At 47.9% G+C, this 18,473-nt stretch carries 13 protein-coding genes; 7 read left to right on the top strand and 6 right to left on the bottom strand.

The genetic code is table 11. From position 1 onward, the window contains the following. Positions 1 to 47: 47 nt before the first annotated feature. The 4 genes from cdd to ldtB all read right to left on the bottom strand — a co-directional run bounded on the left by cdd (position 48) and on the right by ldtB (position 3,389). Positions 48 to 932 carry a cytidine deaminase gene (gene cdd, locus M2387_RS10460; RefSeq protein ID WP_259049113.1) on the bottom strand — a complete coding sequence of 295 codons (885 nt, stop codon included), beginning with the start codon at positions 930 to 932 and terminating at the stop codon, positions 48 to 50. A 129-nt stretch (positions 933 to 1,061) separates the two neighbouring features. Continuing rightward, positions 1,062 to 1,757 (bottom strand): CidB/LrgB family autolysis modulator, encoded by a 696-nt coding sequence (locus M2387_RS10455; protein ID WP_259049112.1) that lies wholly within the window; start codon positions 1,755 to 1,757, stop codon positions 1,062 to 1,064. Beyond that, entirely contained in the window at positions 1,754 to 2,155 is a 402-nt protein-coding gene (locus M2387_RS10450) for a CidA/LrgA family protein (protein ID WP_259049111.1), read from the bottom strand. The genes M2387_RS10455 and M2387_RS10450 overlap by 4 nt, the downstream gene beginning before the upstream one ends. A gap of 313 nt (positions 2,156 to 2,468) precedes the next feature. After that, the gene (ldtB, locus tag M2387_RS10445; RefSeq protein WP_259049110.1) at positions 2,469 to 3,389 is read right to left on the bottom strand and encodes a L,D-transpeptidase; all 921 of its coding nucleotides are present in this window, start codon (positions 3,387 to 3,389) and stop codon (positions 2,469 to 2,471) included. 237 nt (positions 3,390 to 3,626) lie between these two features. Here ldtB and M2387_RS10440 point away from each other — a divergent pair, with 237 nt between their 5' ends. The 6 genes from M2387_RS10440 (at position 3,627) to M2387_RS10415 (ending at position 13,073) form a co-directional block, all read left to right on the top strand. Continuing rightward, positions 3,627 to 5,222, top strand: coding sequence for an ABC-F family ATPase (locus tag M2387_RS10440; RefSeq protein ID WP_259049109.1), 1,596 nt, complete (start codon positions 3,627 to 3,629; stop codon positions 5,220 to 5,222). Positions 5,223 to 5,686: 464 nt separating this feature from the next. After that, the gene (gene gnd / locus M2387_RS10435) at positions 5,687 to 6,745 is read left to right on the top strand and encodes a phosphogluconate dehydrogenase (NAD(+)-dependent, decarboxylating) (RefSeq protein WP_259049108.1); all 1,059 of its coding nucleotides are present in this window, start codon (positions 5,687 to 5,689) and stop codon (positions 6,743 to 6,745) included. A gap of 4 nt (positions 6,746 to 6,749) precedes the next feature. Further along, on the top strand, positions 6,750 to 8,189 hold the full coding sequence (zwf, locus tag M2387_RS10430) for a glucose-6-phosphate dehydrogenase (RefSeq protein ID WP_259049107.1): 1,440 nt from the start codon (positions 6,750 to 6,752) through the stop codon (positions 8,187 to 8,189). Further along, positions 8,186 to 10,504: a glycoside hydrolase family 15 protein gene (locus M2387_RS10425; RefSeq protein WP_259049106.1), complete on the top strand. Its 2,319-nt coding sequence runs from the start codon at positions 8,186 to 8,188 to the stop codon at positions 10,502 to 10,504. The genes zwf and M2387_RS10425 overlap by 4 nt, the downstream gene beginning before the upstream one ends. Before the next feature lie 280 nt (positions 10,505 to 10,784). Continuing rightward, positions 10,785 to 12,260 carry an SH3 domain-containing protein gene (locus M2387_RS10420; RefSeq protein ID WP_259049105.1) on the top strand — a complete coding sequence of 492 codons (1,476 nt, stop codon included), beginning with the start codon at positions 10,785 to 10,787 and terminating at the stop codon, positions 12,258 to 12,260. 159 nt (positions 12,261 to 12,419) lie between these two features. After that, positions 12,420 to 13,073 carry a DUF421 domain-containing protein gene (locus tag M2387_RS10415; protein ID WP_259049833.1) on the top strand — a complete coding sequence of 218 codons (654 nt, stop codon included), beginning with the start codon at positions 12,420 to 12,422 and terminating at the stop codon, positions 13,071 to 13,073. 47 nt (positions 13,074 to 13,120) lie between these two features. Here M2387_RS10415 and M2387_RS10410 read toward each other — a convergent pair whose 3' ends face one another. Then, a complete protein-coding gene (locus tag M2387_RS10410) occupies positions 13,121 to 13,348 on the bottom strand; it encodes a YccJ family protein (protein ID WP_259049104.1) in 228 nt (75 codons plus the stop codon). Positions 13,349 to 13,537: 189 nt separating this feature from the next. Here M2387_RS10410 and M2387_RS10405 point away from each other — a divergent pair, with 189 nt between their 5' ends. Next, complete coding sequence (locus M2387_RS10405; RefSeq protein ID WP_259049103.1) at positions 13,538 to 14,449, top strand: DMT family transporter; 912 nt, start codon at positions 13,538 to 13,540, stop codon at positions 14,447 to 14,449. A gap of 52 nt (positions 14,450 to 14,501) precedes the next feature. Here the strand turns inward: M2387_RS10405 and putA are convergent, their stop codons facing one another. Continuing rightward, a complete protein-coding gene (gene putA / locus M2387_RS10400) occupies positions 14,502 to 18,455 on the bottom strand; it encodes a trifunctional transcriptional regulator/proline dehydrogenase/L-glutamate gamma-semialdehyde dehydrogenase (RefSeq protein ID WP_259049102.1) in 3,954 nt (1,317 codons plus the stop codon). Positions 18,456 to 18,473: the final 18 nt, after the last annotated feature.

The raw sequence follows: 18,473 nt of genomic DNA, 5'->3' as shown, positions 1-18,473 counted from the left end.
GTTGCAGCAAAAAACAGAATTGCGGGTAGCTTTTACCCGCAATACGACTAATCAACCAGGGTCTGACTAATATTGGTTACACCAATGGCATTCAGTGTTGTACTCACTGCCGGCCATTGAACCAGGGAGGCATCACGACGTTCAACCAGTACCGCACGTGTAATATCCGTGTATTCATACCCGGATAAAGACAGAATATTCAGCGCTGCTTGCAGTGGAGGCAAAGAAGGGTTGAACGCGGCATTTTCTGCATAACTACCGACAAAGATATTGCCGTCAATAGTTTCTAACGCGATACCGGAAGGAGCCTGACTATAAGGAGCATGGCTACGGTTAGCGGCAACAATCGCCGCCTGAGTCACTTCGTCACCAGCAACAGTCAGATGATGATCCTCGTCGTCAAGCAGCAGGGTTTTAATATCCAGGTCACGCGGACCAAAGGAATGCGGCAAGTAGTCACCCAGCGTAGCGGGTGGTACACCAGGCAGATGAATATGCAGCTGAGTTCCACTGTTTAACTCATTCATAAACTGGCGACAGTGGCCGCAGGGCGTATAGTTAACAGTGATAGATTCAAGCGCTTTTTCACCGCGCATCCAGGCATGGGTGATAGCACTTTGTTCGGCATGTACCGTTTGCTGCATAGTGCTACCGATAAACTCCATATTCCCGCCAAAATAGAGATTACCACTGACGCCACGGGCAACGGCACCGACATAAAACTTCGATATTTCCGGACGCGCACAAGCAGCGGCAAGCGGCAGCAGGGCGAAGGCCAGCTCATTATCATTCAGATTAGTGTGTTGCTTGATATGTGCGACCTCTGCGGCTGTGAACATCGCAGGGAAGTGCTCATCGACCAGCAGTGGCTGTAAAACGGTCTGAAGCGAAGCAGATAATTGAGTGAAAGCGGAATCGAAACGTGAGCGCATTTTTAGCCTCATAGCAAGGATAACGGGGAGCCAGTGTACGGTTCTCTTAAGTGCTAATATGTGATCTAATTCTTATTATTAATGTAATTAATGAAATAATGATGAAAAATACGGGATCAACCGCAAATTTTATCCCCAGAGTGTCAATAAAACGGGAAAAATAAACGGCGCCAGCAGAGAGGTGATAATCCCGCACACTACTAAAGCTAAAGAGCTGAAAGCCCCTTCCTGAAAATCGACTTCGGCACAACGTGCTGTGCCCAGAGCGTGAGAAGCACTCCCCATCGCTAATCCGCGGGAAGCCTTGGCTCTGATCCGCAGAAAATTAAACAGCGAATGGCCAAATACCGCACCAAATACGCCAACCAGGATCACACACATCGCGCTGATGGCCGGAATACCGCCGATACTTCCCCCGACGGCCATCGCAATGGGTGTGGTAACCGATTTAGGCAGAATAGAGGCTGCAATTTCTGGCGATGCGCCGAGTAATAAGGCAACAGAGGTCCCGGTACACATAGCCGTTACGCTGCCGATAAAGCACACGGTGATAATTGATTTCCAGCGAGCACGGATTTGATGGAGCTGCTCATATAAAGGAAAGGCAAGCGCAACCACCGCTGGCTGGAGCAAATCGTTTAAAACTTCGCTGCCTTGAAAGTAATCGTCATAGGACGTATTGGTCAGTATCAGTAAAGGAATGATAACCAGCATGGCTATCAGCAAAGGATTTAGCAGAGGGGATTTGTAGCGAATAGCCAGCTTGCGAGCGGCAAAAAAGACCAGGATGGTAAGGGGCAGTGACCACCAAATATTGTGTATCATTTATTTGCTTCCTCTTCTTCACCGGCAACCACTTTTTTGCCGTGAACCCACTGAGAACTCCAGCCAACGACCACCATAACCACCAGTGTACTTACCAGACAAGAGATAACAATCGGGCCGAACTGCGCTTTCAGTACATCGTAGTATTGCATCACCCCAACCCCAATAGGCACAAACAACAGAGCCATATAGCGGATCAGCAAGTGGCTGCTGGGTTTGACCCATTTTGCTGGCATAATCTGCAAAGCGAGCAGGGTAAACATAATCAGCATACCGATGATGCTGCCAGGAATAGCAATGGGCAGTAGCGATGCGATAAATATGCCAGCATAAAGACAGGCATAAATTAAGATAAAGGATCGCAGGTACTGCCAGAAAATTTTTACTGTGCTGTGCATAAGGTGTTGTCCCCCGAGATACCCATTCATCATACAATTAAAATCACCGATTTTCTATGAGATCTCGCGCTCAATTTACTGTCATTATACTTCACGTTATTCAGGTGTTGTGGTATGCGATACGCTGAATGATAGCGTACATCGGGCATTATCACTTATCTGCACTATTTCTGAGTAGCACTTAAGTTATAGCCAAGTGACGGGATGTCGAGTGAAGAAAGAAGGATGATATTGAGAATGAACGCTGGTGGGGCATTTTATGTCGGGCTTATAGTTACGCTATAAGCCCGACAATGACGAGAGTCAGGCGGGATTAGTTCACAAGAACCGGCATTCCAGAACGATTATTAATGGCTTCATTAACCACATGCGTATCAACATCCGGCTGACCGGTTACATTGACGATAGCGCTGGTCAGCTTAACCGGAACGACAGCTTTTGAATTAAACTGCTCTTCGGTAGTGGAAAGCGGGTTGTGTACTTCAAGATAACGATTGCCGTTCGGTTCGCTTGTCGCTTTAACCGGCTCATCGATAAATTGAACGCGCGTACCAACCGGAACATTCTCGAACAGGAATTTAATGTCATCATTACGCAGACGTACACAGCCATGACTCACACGTAAGCCAATCCCGAAGTTAGCATTAGTCCCGTGGATAGCATAGAGGCGGCCGATATACAGCGCGTAAAGTCCCATCGGGTTATCCGGGCCAGCCGGGAAGACGGCGGGTAACGGGTTACCTGCGGCTTTATACTCAGCATGCATTTTTGCCGTTGGCGTCCAGGTTGGTCCGGCTTTTTTGCGCTCAACTTTCGTGGTCCAGTTTATCGGCGTATCGGTGCCTAACTGACCAATACCGATAGGCAGAACAATCACCGTATTGGTACCTTTCGGGTAATAATAGAGGCGCATTTCAGCACTGTTGATGATAATACCTTCATGAACAGTATCCGGTAAAATCAGCTGATGGGGAATATTCAGCACGGTTCCAGGTTTCGGCAGATAGGGGTCAATACCGGGATTCGCTTCCAGCATATTGGACAGACCCATCTGGTATTGTGCCGCATAGTCTTCCAGTGGAGCGGTGCTCCCTTCAGGAATAGCGATAACCTGGTTTTCACCTATCAGGCGGCTGCCGTCAGCGGGCAGAGTATAAGTCACTGCTAGCGCAGATTTGCAGAAAAATGCGACGACGACTAAAGGCAGTAAAAGCGAACTAAGTTTCATATTCATGATGTGAGCGATGTCTATACCGTGCTGGCCAGTGGAATAAAAATGGGATCAGATTTTCGGGCATTATAAGGGTATTGGTTGCGTTCAGGAAATCAGATCTCGACTAAAGAGCACTTTTTTATCCCTCTTACCCGATGGGGGCGAAGATACGGGCGGATTCATTGCGCAGCTTGTGGCATAATAGAGCAGAATCTACATTTCAGAACTCAGACAACTTAAATTCTTCAGGACATCTCAGTGCTAGTATCCAGCAACGTCACTATGCAATTTGGCAGCAAACCGCTGTTTGAAAATATTTCCGTTAAATTCGGCGGCGGTAATCGCTATGGTTTGATTGGTGCCAATGGCAGCGGTAAATCAACCTTTATGAAAATTCTGGGCGGGGACTTAGATCCTACGCTTGGTAACGTTTCTCTTGATCCTAATGAGCGTATTGGTAAGTTGCGCCAGGATCAGTTCGCCTTCGAAAAATATACCGTACTGGATACGGTAATTATGGGACATGGCGAGCTATGGGAAGTCAAACAAGAGCGTGACCGTATTTATGCGCTGCCAGAAATGAGCGAAGAAGACGGCTATAAAGTTGCTGATCTTGAAGTTATCTACGGTGAGATGGACGGCTATACCGCAGAATCTCGTGCAGGGGAACTATTACTGGGCGTCGGTATTCCGGTAGAACAGCACTACGGTCCTATGAGCGAAGTCGCTCCTGGCTGGAAACTGCGTGTTCTGTTGGCCCAGGCTTTGTTTTCAAACCCGGATATTCTGCTGCTCGATGAACCTACCAACAACCTGGATATTGATACTATCCGTTGGCTGGAGCAGGTGCTTAACGAGCGTGACAGTACCATGATCATTATTTCGCATGACCGTCACTTCCTGAACATGGTCTGTACCCATATGGCCGACTTGGATTACGGTGAACTCCGTGTCTACCCGGGTAACTATGATGAGTATATGACTGCAGCTACCCAGGCTCGTGAACGTCTGTTGTCTGATAACGCCAAGAAAAAAGCACAAATTGCTGACCTGCAATCCTTCGTCAGTCGCTTTAGTGCTAACGCCTCTAAATCTCGTCAGGCGACTTCTCGTGCTCGTCAGATAGACAAAATCAAACTGGATGAAGTCAAAGCATCCAGCCGTCAGAATCCATTTATTCGTTTCGAGCAGGACAAAAAGCTGTTCCGTAACGCGCTGGAAATTGATTCCCTGACCAAAGGTTTTGATAACGGCCCACTGTTCAAAAATGTCAAACTGCTGCTGGAAGTGGGTGAAAAACTGGCCGTGTTAGGAACTAACGGCATCGGTAAATCGACCTTCCTGAAAACACTGGTGGGTGAACTGACGCCAGACAGCGGTACCGTTAAATGGTCTGAAAATGCCAATATCGGTTACTACGCTCAGGACCACGAATACGAATTTGAAAACGATCTCAGCGTATTTGACTGGATGAGTCAGTGGAAACAAGAAGGTGATGACGAACAAGCGGTGCGCGGCATTCTCGGACGTTTGTTGTTTAGCCAGGATGACATTAAAAAACCGGCCAAGGTTCTTTCAGGTGGTGAGAAAGGACGGATGTTGTTCGGTAAGCTGATGATGGAGCGTACCAACATCCTGATTATGGATGAACCGACGAACCACCTCGACATGGAGTCTATTGAATCACTCAATATGGCTCTGGAAATGTTTGAAGGAACGCTTATCTTTGTTTCCCATGACCGTGAATTTGTTAGTTCACTGGCAACGCGTGTTCTGGAAATGACCCCTGAGCGCGTGATTGACTTTACTGGTGGGTACGAAGATTACCTGCGCAGTAAAGGCATTGACGATTAGTCGTGCTTTAAGTGAACCCGGGTGGTCTTAAACCACCCGAAAATGCTGCTAACAGGCTGATACCACCAGAATAACGGGGGTATCGGTTATCTCATCTTTGTTCATCTGTCCTGTCTCGCGCGCGTCCCGCCTCTTTTAGTTATTTCATTATTGTTGATTATTTGTTTACCAGCCTCTCTCGAAGCCGACATATTCTATAATCTCTGTCAACGTTTTTGCATCAAACCCACAATATATTCAATAGAGTAGCAATACAGAATCACTCGCCTCTTTCAGCTGTGCGCGGGTAACTCAAAGAGGCAACCAGGAAAAATGTTGCTAACCTTAGAGCATGAACGCTTGTCAGTGCGGCGACTATGATGCCTGACGACAAGCTGTATACATAATCTGAATACTTCGCTTTTGTTGCGAGGTAATAATGAATCAACCTTTCTTGGCGATATTCGACGGTGGGGAAATCATCTATGAATCTTTCAGCTACAACTTGTCAGCAACTCGGCTTTATTGGCTTGGGTCGTATGGGCGCGGCAATGGTACGTCGTATCACTCAGGCGGGTATTCAATGTGTCGTATTTGACAAAAATCCGGATAGCAAACAGTTAGTGCCAGCCACGACAATCTTTAACACCTCTATTGAAGAAATGATCCGTAACCTGCCTGCACCTCGCCATATCTGGCTGATGTTACCCGCAGCGGTGGTTGATTCGGTAATTGAAACCTTGCTCCCGCTGCTTGAAAAAGGAGATACCTTGATTGATGGAGGTAACTCGCACTTCACCGAAGATATCCGTCGGGCAAAAGGGCTGGCTGATAAAGGGATTCATTATATGGATGTTGGCGTCAGCGGCGGTGTCTGGGGCGAGGAACGCGGTTATTGCCATATGATCGGTGGCCCGAAAGACCGCTATGACTTTCTCGAGCCGGTATTCCGTGCTCTGGCGCCGGGCGTTGACAGCGCTCCTCGTACCCCAGGCAAGAAGGGTACACCTTCTCCGGCAGAACAAGGTTACCTTTATTGCGGTGAAACCGGGGCGGGTCATTTCGTTAAAATGGTTCACAATGGCATCGAATACGGCATGATGGCGGCTTATGCCGAGGGTTTAAGTATTCTTAAGCATGCAAACCAGGGCCAGCAGACCGTTGAAGCTGATGCTGAAACCAGCCCGCTTGAACACCCTGAATATTATAAATATAACTTACCGGTTGCTGATATCAGTGAGGTATGGCGGCGGGGAAGTGTGGTCGGCTCCTGGTTACTCGACTTAATTGCTCAGGAAATGCACCATTCCCCGGATCTTGAAAGCTACGAAGGCCGCGTATCCGACTCGGGAGAAGGGCGCTGGACTTCTACGGCTGCTATTGATTTAGGTGTTCCGGCTCCGGTACTGACCAGCGCACTTTATTCACGTTTTGCCTCACGGGGTAATGATTTATTCGCCGATCGTATTCAGTCTGCAATGCGCCATGCCTTTGGCGGACATCAGGAAAAAACAGCAGACTCAGATGGAAACAAAGGAGCATAACAACATGAGTAATATGTCACTCGTCATTCTGGGCGCCAGCGGTGATTTAACCAAACGACTCTTAATGCCGTCGCTGTTTGAGCTTCATAAACTGGGTTTGATTCCTTCCTTAAATATCATTGGTTATTCAATCGATAAATGGAACCGGGATGATTTTTTAAAGCATCTTCACGATTTTTTAACTGAATCTGACAAAGACTTCGACGAAGCTGAATGGCAGAAATTTAGCCAGCATCTGGATTTTGTCAGTGGCTCATTAGAAGCCAATGAGTTAAAACAGCTAGAGAGTAAGGTGACGGGATCGGCCCTGTTCTATCTGGCGTTGCCTCCTACGCTGTTTGGTCAGGCTGCATTGGCGATTGGTGAAGCGGGATTAGCAAAAGAAGAGTCAGATAACTGGCGTCGGATCCTGATTGAAAAACCTTTTGGTACTAACCTGGCAACGGCTGAAGAGCTGCGCAATCAAGTTCACTCCCATTGGGACGAGTCACAGGTCTACCGTATCGACCACTTCTTAGGTAAAGAAGCCACTCAAAACCTGATGATTTTCCGCTTTGCTAACCGGGTACTGGCTCCCGTCTGGGAAGCAGCACATATCGAACAGGTTCAGATAACCTATGCTGAAACCTTAGGGGTTGAAAATCGCGCAGTGTATTACGACAAATCTGGTGCTATGCGCGATATGCTGCAAAACCACCTGATGCAGTTACTGACACTGACCGCGATTGAACCCTTAGGGCGCTGGGATGGTGAAATTCTGCGTGACCACAAAGTCGAAGTGCTGAAGTCTATTCGTCCGACCGATGATATGAATCCTGCTGACTGGGCCGTTCGTGGTCAGTATTGTGCCGGTGTGGTTGAGGGTAAATCGGTCGCTGATTACTGCAATGAACCCGGTATACCGGTGGAAACCAATACCGAAACCTTTGCTGCGCTGAGACTGGAAATTGATAACTGGCGCTGGAAAGGGGTGCCTTTCTATCTGCGTAGCGGCAAACGTCTGACCAATAACTATGCCGAAATTGCGGTCGAGTTTAAAGCTCCAGCAGGCGCGCTTCCGGGAGATTTGACGGTGGAGAATAACTGGCTGATATTCCGTATGGGTGCCGATATGGGCATGGAAATGCATATGACCGCCAAGTTACCGGGGATGCATGTCAAAACGCATAATATTGCGCTCAGCGCACCTTATGCCCAGCCAGGCCAGCACGAAGTCTCAGCCTACGAGCAGTTACTGATAGATGCGCTTAACGGTGAAAGAGCCCATTTCTTACGTTTTGATGAGGTTGAGTGGGCCTGGCGTGCGATTGAACCGGCTCTGGAAGCTTGGAAAACCGGGATGCCCGATCTCTATAAGGCCGGTACTGAAGGTCCTGATACCCAGCACCGCATTATGCGCCCCGGTCATAAATGGCGCTCACTGGTGCCCCAGGAGAAACCATGAGTGAAAATATTGCCCCGGGAGCTCCGGGAGGAGCAGCAACCTGGACCAGTAGCGCGAAAGATATCGTGGGAACGGGACTCGGTAATGGCCGGGTCTGGTTCAGCGTCGGTTACGGTATCCTCAATGAAGTCTACTGGCCATCTAACAGTACCCCACAGATCAGAGACTTAGGCTTTATTATTGCGGGCGATGATTTTTGGTCAGAAATTAAACGGGTGCATAATTACAGCCTGAGTACCCCAGCGGCTGATTTACTCCTGCCGACAATTGTTCATGAACATGAACGCTATCGTCTGGAACTGGAAATAGTCGCCGACCCGGTTCGTGATGCTTTATTGATTCGTTATCAGCTTGATGGCGAAGGATTGAAGCTGTATCCGTTATTAGCCCCGCATCTGGATGGTGATGGGGATAATAATACGGGCTATGTGACCGATCAGGGATTACTGGCAGAAAAGAATAATCAATGTTTATTTCTGGCGGCAGATCAGGGATTTTCTCGAAGCAGCGTTGGCTATGTCGGCACCTCTGATGGCTGGCAGGATTTTAGTCAGCATCAACGTATGACCTGGGAGTACTCGCAGGCTGGGCCGGGTAATATTGCCATGCTGGGCGAGTTAACCAGTGACAGTGGTACTCTTGCGCTCGCCTTTGCCAGTAACCCGGAAGGGGCGATGACCCTGGCAAAAAGCGCGCTTGTTGCCGGTTTTGCACAGGCGAAAAACCAGTATATTCATCACTGGACTGAATGGCATAAAAATGTGGATTTCCCACAAAAAAAACCGCTGTCAAAGCCCCTGGCTGATGCTATCAAAACCTCTATTTCAGTATTAAAAACCCATGAAGGACGCACCTTTCCGGGAGCGATGGTCGCCAGTCTGAGTACGCCATGGGGAGATGCGCATAAAGATCCCGGTGGCTATCATCTGGTGTGGCCTCGAGACTCGGTTGAAGTCGGGTTTGCTTTACTCGCCTATGGGCTGATTGAAGAAGTTCGCGCTTTACTGGCTTATTTAATTGCTATTCAGCAGCCTGATGGTCACTGGATGCAGAATAATTATACCGACGGACGAGCATACTGGCAGGGGATCCAGCTAGATGAGGTCGCTTTGCCGGTGTTGTTTGCGGCCAAGCTGCATGAAGAGGGGCTGTTAGGTGATATGCATGGTGCTGTCGTGAAGATGGTACAAAAAGCATTAACCTATATAGCGCTTCATGGTCCGTCCAGCCCGCAGGACCGCTGGGAAGAAAATGCCGGTATTAATCCCTTTACCTTATCAGTATGTATTGCCGCTCTGGTCGCAGGTGCCGAGTCGGGATTCGTGGATGACGGTGACAGACATTATGCATTATCCCTGGCGGATGACTGGAATGAGCGTCTTGAATCCTGGGTCTATGTTCATGACAGTGAACTTGACCGGGAGCATCAAATTGCAGGGCACTATATTCGCTTGAACCCGGCCTGGCACTCAGCTCGCTATGGCCATGTTACTCTGCGTAATCGTCATGAAGAAACTATCAAAACCCGCAGTCTTCTGGGGATGGAATATCTTTGCATGGTGAGGTTCGGACTACGTGATGCCATGGATAGCCGTATCTGTGATACCACAAAATTAGTCGATAAATTGCTACGCGTTGATTTGCAGGCGGGCCCTTATTATTACCGTTATAACGAAGACGGTTATGGTGAACACCATGATGGACGGGCTTTTGATGGCAGCGGCATCGGACGATTATGGCCACTGCTCAGTGGTGAGCGCGGGCATTATGCCGTTTCTTCCGGGGAAGATGTTCAACCCTACATTAATGCCATGTTAGCCTCAGCGAGTATGGGGGGGATGTTGCCCGAACAAATCTGGGATCAGGCTGATATTCCGGAGCGCGGCCTGATTAAGGGACGCCCCAGCGGCAGTGCGATGCCGCTTAACTGGGCACATGCTGAATTAGTGAAACTGATTTATGCCGAGGAAAGCGGTAAGCCGATAGAGCGGCTGGATGTTGTATATCAACGCTATGTTGAAAACCCGACCCAGCCTGAGGTGCGACACTGGCGCGATTATTTATCCTGCGATGTTTTGCCTTCAGGTGTTGAGTTACTGATTGAAGCCAGCGAACCCTTTGTCCTGCACTATGGTTTTGATGGCTGGCAATCTCTGCAAGAGAAAAACAGTACTCCTCTGGGACTCGGAATTTATGGTGTCCGACTGAAACCTGAACAGTTAACCGGAAAGACACTACAGTTTTCCCGCCGTTTTGATGCCCATGGCTGGGAAGAGAAAGACTGGGAGCTGCGGATTAATCCAGCGGTCAGTTAAAGGGGGATTTTAAATACGACTTACAGACAGAAAGGATATTATTTCCTCCTGTCTGTAAGTATCCGCATAAATAGTGATTACCGGGCCACAGTGAATAATATAATATATTTATATCCTGCTGTTCTAATAATTCAGATTCCATCCTCTTTAATAATTATGCAATGCCATCTTGATATAATCGTTTTTTATAAGACGAATAATGATAAAGAAATCTATAGTCTGACAGCGGTACTGCTGAAAATATAAATATTTTATTGTTATCATAATAAAAGGATATTAGATGAAGGATTATCTATGGACAGGGCCGTTTAAATATATATTTTTAACGGTGACATTGTTTTTATCCGCATGTTCATCAGTGGAATGTCAACAGGATTCAGTACCACAATCAGAAGTAAGAGAGTCAGACTACATCGATTCTAATAAGGCATATTTTCCACTAGAGAATTATCCACAAGAAATAGATCGCTGGATACCGGCTAGCGCAAATGGTAATGATATATCCCTTATGAGTCAAAATTCCCAGGAAAAGTATTTTTCGCGTTTATTATCAAAATACTATGGCATGGGGGGAAGGGATAAATCCCCCTGGAATTCCAGCTATATCGCTTATATTCTGAAAAATAAACCCGAAAAGAATCGTGATGCCAGCATCAGGCAGTCACTGTCACCAGAAAGTCTTTCCTGGGGGGCTAATTTCAGGCGAAACTCTACGCGCTGGAAGAATGAAATCAAAAGTAACAGCATGGGAGTCATCAGTACAATTTACCAGGCATCATCCCGGGCAATTACCGTTCGGGAAACTCAGGTTAGAGCATTGCCGACAGAGCAGCCTGCTTACCATGATCCCCGGCGCGCGGGTGAAGGCTATCCCTTTGACTATTTGCAAATGTCATCTATTCAGGCTGCCACGCCGGTCTATATACTGGCCGAAAGCCAGGATAAAGCCTGGCGATACGTTATTTCACCCGCGGTCACTGGCTGGGTAAAAAGTGACGATATCGCGACGGTTAGCCCTGCTTTCGTTAATCAGTGGACAAATCTTGCGATGAAAAATGCGGGTACATTTATTCGGCAGCCGGTTTCCGTTCATCAAGGCAAGCAATTCTATTTCCACGCTCGCCCAGGTACGATTTTACCCTTTAAACACCATCTCTCAGGGTATTTTTCTGCCTTAATTCCGGTGCGTAAAGCAGATGGCCGTGCGCTGATTAAATCCATATCTTTGCATCAGGACGTATTCGCGGCTATGCCATGGCCGATGACGCGTACCAATATTGCAACGCTGATGAAATCGATGAGCGGTCTGCCGTATGGGTGGGGAAATACGCTGTTTTATAATGACTGTTCATCAGAGTTGCGTAGCCTGATGATGCCATTTGGTATTCTGCTACCCAGAAATTCAGCAGCTCAAATAAAATCGACTGCGCGAATGGTTGATTTGAGTAAAGAAAGCCTAGAGAACAGAATCGCCTGGCTCGAAAAACACGGTAGAGCCTTTACTACACTGATTTATCTTCCCGGACATATTATGCTGTATATCGGAAATAGTCAGATTAACGGTGAATCCGTGCCAATGACTTATCAGAACTTATGGGCGCTACGCCCGAAAGATAAAGAAAGCCGCAGTATTATCGGATCCTCCGTCTTTTTCCCGCTACTTGCCACTTATCCTGAAAGACCTGAAATGGTTTCTCTGGCAGACAAAAAGGAATTTAAACTCGGTTTTCTTGAAATCGGAGATGATAACGGATAAAGGTTAAAGCAAGCCAGTGCTGTTATTCTAACCCATCAGTGTCCCTGAACGGTGGGTTAGAACTAAAGAATAATTATATTCGTAACATGATATTGTGTAATCAGCTATTCTTACAGACAGACTGATACTGACACAGAGAAATGCAGAATGTTTGACTCAATGGGATATTATGGTTATGTCTTATTAAAATTTATTGTTGGTTTTATTATTGTTATCGCCCATCTGAACTTTTCGGGAAAAACGCAGCTATCACAAATGACGCCTGTCGATTTTATCGGAAACTTTGTTTTAGGTGGCATTATTGGCGGGGTGATATACAACGATGTGATCCCGATGTACCAGTATATTCTGGTGCTTTTAATCGGTGTTTCGCTGATATCGGCTCTTAACTGGGTCAGCAGACATGTGAGCGCCTTTCGTGCAGTGACGATAGGAGAGCCTATTCCTATCATAAAAAATGGCCGCTTCCTGATGGACAATATTCTCAGTAAGCAAAATAAAATAGACATCATCAGTGTTTCATCCCAGTTACATACCCAGGGAGTGCATTCATTTCAGCAGGTACGTTATGCACAAATAGAGCCTGGTGGACAGCTGTCTGTGGTGTGTGAAGGCACCAGAATGCCAGCCGTGATTGTAATGCAAAATGGTAAATCGAGACCCTACGAACTCGACTCTATCGAAAAAGACCAAGCCTGGCTCGACGAGCAGTTAACAGAATTAAAGATTAAACCGGAAGATGTTTTTATTGCTGAATTCTGGGGCGGTAAACTACATTTTATTCTGTTGAATGGTGATATCTATCCAAAGTAATCAGAGCATTTTCCCTTTCATCTGAAAGGGAAAATTACTAATACGACTCAGACATTTTTTCGCTCAATCGTCTGCTCACCCCAGAATAATTGCTCGCTATCCGTTTTAGCAAAGGCAAGAGGCAACACTTCATCGCTGCCTTCTTCCCAGATTTTTTCTGCCAGTACCTCATCATAATCGGCTAACTCAAAGATAGCCTGGGCAATTTCTGGTGATGTATTGCGTAAACTTGCCCATTCCCCAACGTGGTGTAGTTTTTCTTTATCTGTAGACATGGCATCCTCCGTTATTATTATTTAAATATAGAACGTATTTCACACTTTAACAAAACCTGAAAGCAGCGCTATGAAAAGAGTTCGTCTGGCTTAGCGATAAATTTTATTTACAAAAGGTCATTGCACCAGAATGCATCACATCGCACTATAGTCCTTTATTCATCTCTTGTTACTTTTTACGGTTCATTCATGCCTGCGTCATTCTCGCGTTATTTTTCACTGAAACCTCAAGAAGCCCTGCTGATCCTGATTACCATGTTCTGGGGCGGAACCTTTCTTGCCGTACAGTATGCAATGACGTTAAGTGATCCTTTTTTCTTTGTCGGACTTCGCTTTGCAACTGCTGCGTTAGTCGTCGGATTATTTTCAATAAAATCTCTTTCCGGATTAACGTTACTTGAATTTAAAGCCGGAGTACTGATAGGTATCTCTATCGCGATTGGCTATAGCCTGCAGACTTGGGGCTTGCAGACTATCTCCAGCAGTAAGTCAGCCTTTATTACAGCGATGTATGTTCCTGTCGTACCACTTCTGCAATGGATCTGCCTCGGACGCATGCCGGGTCTGATGTCGTGGATTGGGGTCGGGCTGGCGTTTATGGGGCTGATTTTACTGGCAGGGCCGGAAGGCTCTTCTCTGACGCTGGGTACCGGGGAAATCATTACCCTGATAGGAGCAGTGGCAATCGCTGCGGAAATTATTCTTATCAGTGCCTTTGCCAGCCGGGTTGATATTAAACGTGTCACCGTGGTACAGCTTACTACCGCTTCGATTGTCGCTTTTGCCACTATGGTGCCCGCTGGTGAGAGTATTCCGCCCTTCAGTAATCAGCTGATGATTGTGGCCTTAGGGTTGGGGATTTTTAGTGCCATTATTCAGGTGACAATGAACTGGGCTCAGCGTAGCGTCTCTCCGACTCGAGCAACGCTTATCTATACCGGTGAACCTGTCTGGGCGGGTGTATTTGGCCGTATTGCTGGTGAACGGTTACCGATGCTGGCGTTAGTTGGTGCTGCGCTGATTGTTCTCGGGGTTCTGGTCAGTGAACTCAAGCTGAAACGAAAACGCAAAAAAGAGGCACTGACACAAGAAGGTTTATAGAAGAGACCAGAAAACCAGGTATCAGCGATAAATACCTGGTTTCTTATTTATGTTATCCGATAGTCATCAGACTGGCATTACCCCCCGCCGCGGCAGTATTCACACTCACCGATCGTTCCAGATAAAGACGTTCCAGCGAAATAGAGCGCTCGCCGCGTGCAAGCCCCTGAACTGTAACAATCGCACCTTCTCTGGCGGCAACAGTTTCACAAAGCTTGCGTAGCTTGTCTGAATCTCCGTGGTAGATAACCGCATCGAATGGCTGGGCGAGTACCGTATCGCCAGAGGCGAAGGTTATCTGCTGCTGTAGCGGGGCGGGTAATTGAGAATAGAGCGCGCGTTGTATCGCCGATTCTGTCCATAAAGAGCGGCTACCAACACAGATAACAGCGGCAAGTTGCACCAGCAGATCAGGCTCATTATCTGCCAGGCATAATATGCATTCACGTGGTAACAGGCTGTAGCTATTACGCTCGCCGGTGGGGCCGGTCAATAATCTGGTGGTACCGGACTGATTTTGTTTTTCAAACAGCGCACAGGCAGGTTCCAGTTCTGGATATCGGGAGGCAATCCACTCGCTTAAAATCTGCCAGTTAGACTGGAATTGCTCCCTGACAGGAAGCGCTATTGGAGCGGGCAAATTCTCTGATGCAAAGGGGCCATTCTCCGGGCTCTGGGCTAACAAACGGTACAGATAAAGCGGACCGCCAGCCTTTGGCCCGGTGCCTGAAAGACCTTCGCCACCAAAAGGCTGTACGCCGACTACTGCACCCACCATATTACGGTTTACATATAAGTTACCGACTTTCACGCTATTGGTAACCTGAACGATAGTTTCATCGATACGCGTATGCACGCCAAGCGTCAGACCATAGCCAGCGGCATTAATCTGTTGTATCAAGTCGCTGAGTTTATCACGTGAATAACGCACCACATGCAAGACCGGGCCAAAGATTTCTTGCTGGAGCTCATCCAGGCTATTCAGCTCAATCAGCGTGGGTTGTACAAAGGTCCCGTTTTTCCACTCCAGTTCATCGGCTCGGTTTGCATAGGTCGCTTGAAAAACCGGATGTCCCTGGTTTCTCATCGTTTGAATATGTTGCTCGATACCTTGTCTGGCTTCATCATCAATCACCGGACCAATATCGGTGGTAAAACGACCTGGATTACCCATGCGATACTCGCCCATGGCTCCTCGTAGCATCTGTAGCGTCTGCTCTGCAATATCCTCTTGTAAACAGAGTATACGCAGGGCAGAACAGCGCTGACCCGCACTGTCAAATGCCGAAGCCATTACATCGACAACCACTTGTTCAGTGAGTGCAGAGGAGTCGACGATCATTGCGTTCATACCACCGGTTTCGGCGATTAAAGGGATCGGACGCCCCTGAAGATCAAGATGGCCGGCAATATTGCGCTGTAACAGTGTCGCCACAGCAGTAGAGCCGGTAAACATGACGCCGCGAATACGTGTGTCATTAACAAGCATTGCCCCGACAGTTTCACCCAGGCCTGGTAATAGTTGTATTACGCCAGCAGGAACACCCGCTTCCAGTAGCAGACTGACGGCCTGGGCGGCAATCAGCGGAGTCTGTTCTGCAGGTTTTGCCAGCACGCTATTCCCGGCTGCCAGTGCCGCGGCAACTTGCCCGGTAAAAATGGCTAACGGAAAATTCCACGGGCTGATACAGACCACCGGGCCGAGTGGGCGATGAGTATCATTATCGAAATTATGACGAATCTGGCTGGCGTAATAGTGCAGAAAATCCACCGCCTCACGTACTTCAGATATCGCATTACTGAACGATTTTCCGGCCTCACGAACCAGTAGGCCAATCAATTGCTGCATACGATTGGCCATTAAGGTACCGGCTTTATCCAGCACTGCGGCACGTTCTTCCGCTGGGGTGGCAAACCAAATCGACGCTGCACTCACGGCATTATCCAGCGCCTGAGAAACCTCTTCAGGCGTGGTTTCCCGACTGTAACCGACAGTATCGCGATGGTCCGCCGGATTTTTCACCGCCTGACAATTTTCGCTATTCTGTACTTCATTCAGAACAGGTACCGCCAGCCACTTCTGGCTTGCACTATTGAGTAACGCTGAGGAAAGAGACGCCAGGCGATGCTCGTTGGCCAAGTCCAGCCCGCTGGAGTTCTGCCGGGTATCGCCGTATAGCGCCAGCGGAAGCGGGATCTTGCTATGAGGAAGGCCTGTTTTTCCTTCTTTTAAAGCGATAGCCTCAACAGCACTGACGGGGCAGGCAACCAGCTCATCTAATGGCAAGGTGGTATCAGCAATACGGTTAACAAAAGAGGTATTCGCGCCATTCTCCAGTAAACGACGAACCAGATAGGCGAGCAAGGTCTCATGTGTCCCTACCGGGGCATAAATACGGCAGGGGCGATTGAGTTTGCCGTCGGCAACTTTACCGACTACCTGTTCATACAGTGGCTCACCCATGCCGTGCAAACACTGAAACTCATACTGGCCAGGATAGTAATTCTGACCAGCAAGATGATAGATAGCGGCTAAAGTATGGGCGTTATGGGTGGCAAATTGTGGGTAAATAAGATTAGGAACCGCCAGCAATTTTTTGGCGCAGGCAAGATAAGAAATATCGGTATAGACCTTACGGGTATAGACCGGATAACCTTCCAGCCCGTCGATTTGGGCTCGTTTAATCTCGCTGTCCCAGTAAGCTCCTTTAACCAGACGGATCATCAGGCGACGCTGGCTACGGGAAGCTAAATCAACGAGATAATCAATCACAAACGGACAACGCTTCTGATAGGCCTGAATCACAAACCCGATGCCATTCCAGCCGGATAATTCAGGCTCAAAGCAGAGTTTTTCCAGTAAATCGAGCGAAATCTCCAGACGATCGGCTTCTTCCGCATCAATATTAATACCAATATCATACTGACGCGCCAGTAAGGTTAACGACAGTAAGCGTGGATAAAGTTCATCGATAATACGCTGATATTGCGAACGACTATAACGTGGGTGCAGGGCAGAAAGTTTAATTGAGATCCCCGGCCCTTCATAAATTCCACGACCATTAGACGCTTTGCCAATGGCATGAATAGCCTGCTGATAAGCCAGTAAATAGGCTTTGGCGTCGCTGGCTGTCAGAGCCGCTTCCCCCAGCATATCGTAGGAATAGCGGAACCCTTTATCTTCGAGTTTACGGGCATTAGCCAGTGCTTCGGCAATGGTTTCTCCGGTGACAAACTGCTCACCCATCAAACGCATCGCCATATCCACCCCTTTACGCACCAGAGGTTCACCGCTTTTGCTGATAATGCGATTCAGTGAACTGGAAAGGCTGGTTTCGTTATGAGTTGACACTAACCGTCCGGTAAACAACAGGCCCCAGGTGGCAGCATTGACGAATAATGACGGGCTATGCCCGAGATGGGAGTGCCAGTTACCGTTACTAATTTTGTCACGGATTAACGCATCGCGGGTTGCCTTGTCTGGGATACGTAATAAGGCTTCTGCAAGACACATCAGTGCCACACCCTCTTGCGAAGAGAGGGAGAACTCTTGCAATAATCCCTGTATCAGCCCCGCCTTACCAGACAGATTCTTCTGCCCACGTAATTGTTCTGCTAACTGCCTGGCTGTTTTATAGGTTTGTTCTGCTATTGCAGGTGTGAGTCTGGCTTGCTCCAGAATCATCGGTACCGCATCTGTCTCAGGACGTCGCGAGGCCGCTGTAATTGCTGCCCGCGAGACCGATTGCGGGAGTATCTGCTCAGCAAACTCAAGAAAGGGCTGTACAAGATCTTCTGTCGCAGATATCTCTTCGGGACTTTCCTGTGAGTCGTTTTCTTGTCCGGTAATTACCGCCAGATCCTCGTTTCTTTCAAGTTGCTCCAGATAGCTAAAAATAGCCTGTTTAATCAGCCAGTGGGGAGTACGGTCAATACGTGACGCCGCCGCTTTTATGCGATCCCGAGTTGCTTCATCGAGCTTAACGCCCATAGTTGTCGTTGCCACACTCATATCTCCATTGAT

The organism is Klebsiella sp. BIGb0407, assembly GCF_024807845.1.
In the GTDB taxonomy this organism is placed as follows: Bacteria; Pseudomonadota; Gammaproteobacteria; order Enterobacterales; family Enterobacteriaceae; genus JGM124.
This window is presented reverse-complemented; position numbering and strand designations above follow the sequence as displayed.

What these genes read in the sequence shown, in the direction of transcription:
- M2387_RS10410 (WP_259049104.1), bottom strand. Translation starts at nt 13,348, where the DNA reads ATGTCTACAGATAAAGAAAAACTACACCACGTTGGGGAATGGGCAAGT.
- ldtB (WP_259049110.1), bottom strand. Translation starts at nt 3,389, where the DNA reads ATGAATATGAAACTTAGTTCGCTTTTACTGCCTTTAGTCGTCGTCGCA.
- M2387_RS10415 (WP_259049833.1), top strand. Translation starts at nt 12,420, where the DNA reads ATGGGATATTATGGTTATGTCTTATTAAAATTTATTGTTGGTTTTATT.
- zwf (WP_259049107.1), top strand. Translation starts at nt 6,750, where the DNA reads ATGAGTAATATGTCACTCGTCATTCTGGGCGCCAGCGGTGATTTAACC.
- M2387_RS10455 (WP_259049112.1), bottom strand. Translation starts at nt 1,757, where the DNA reads ATGATACACAATATTTGGTGGTCACTGCCCCTTACCATCCTGGTCTTT.
- M2387_RS10405 (WP_259049103.1), top strand. Translation starts at nt 13,538, where the DNA reads ATGCCTGCGTCATTCTCGCGTTATTTTTCACTGAAACCTCAAGAAGCC.
- gnd (WP_259049108.1), top strand. Translation starts at nt 5,687, where the DNA reads ATGAATCTTTCAGCTACAACTTGTCAGCAACTCGGCTTTATTGGCTTG.
- M2387_RS10450 (WP_259049111.1), bottom strand. Translation starts at nt 2,155, where the DNA reads ATGCACAGCACAGTAAAAATTTTCTGGCAGTACCTGCGATCCTTTATC.
- cdd (WP_259049113.1), bottom strand. Translation starts at nt 932, where the DNA reads ATGCGCTCACGTTTCGATTCCGCTTTCACTCAATTATCTGCTTCGCTT.
- M2387_RS10420 (WP_259049105.1), top strand. Translation starts at nt 10,785, where the DNA reads ATGAAGGATTATCTATGGACAGGGCCGTTTAAATATATATTTTTAACG.
- M2387_RS10425 (WP_259049106.1), top strand. Translation starts at nt 8,186, where the DNA reads ATGAGTGAAAATATTGCCCCGGGAGCTCCGGGAGGAGCAGCAACCTGG.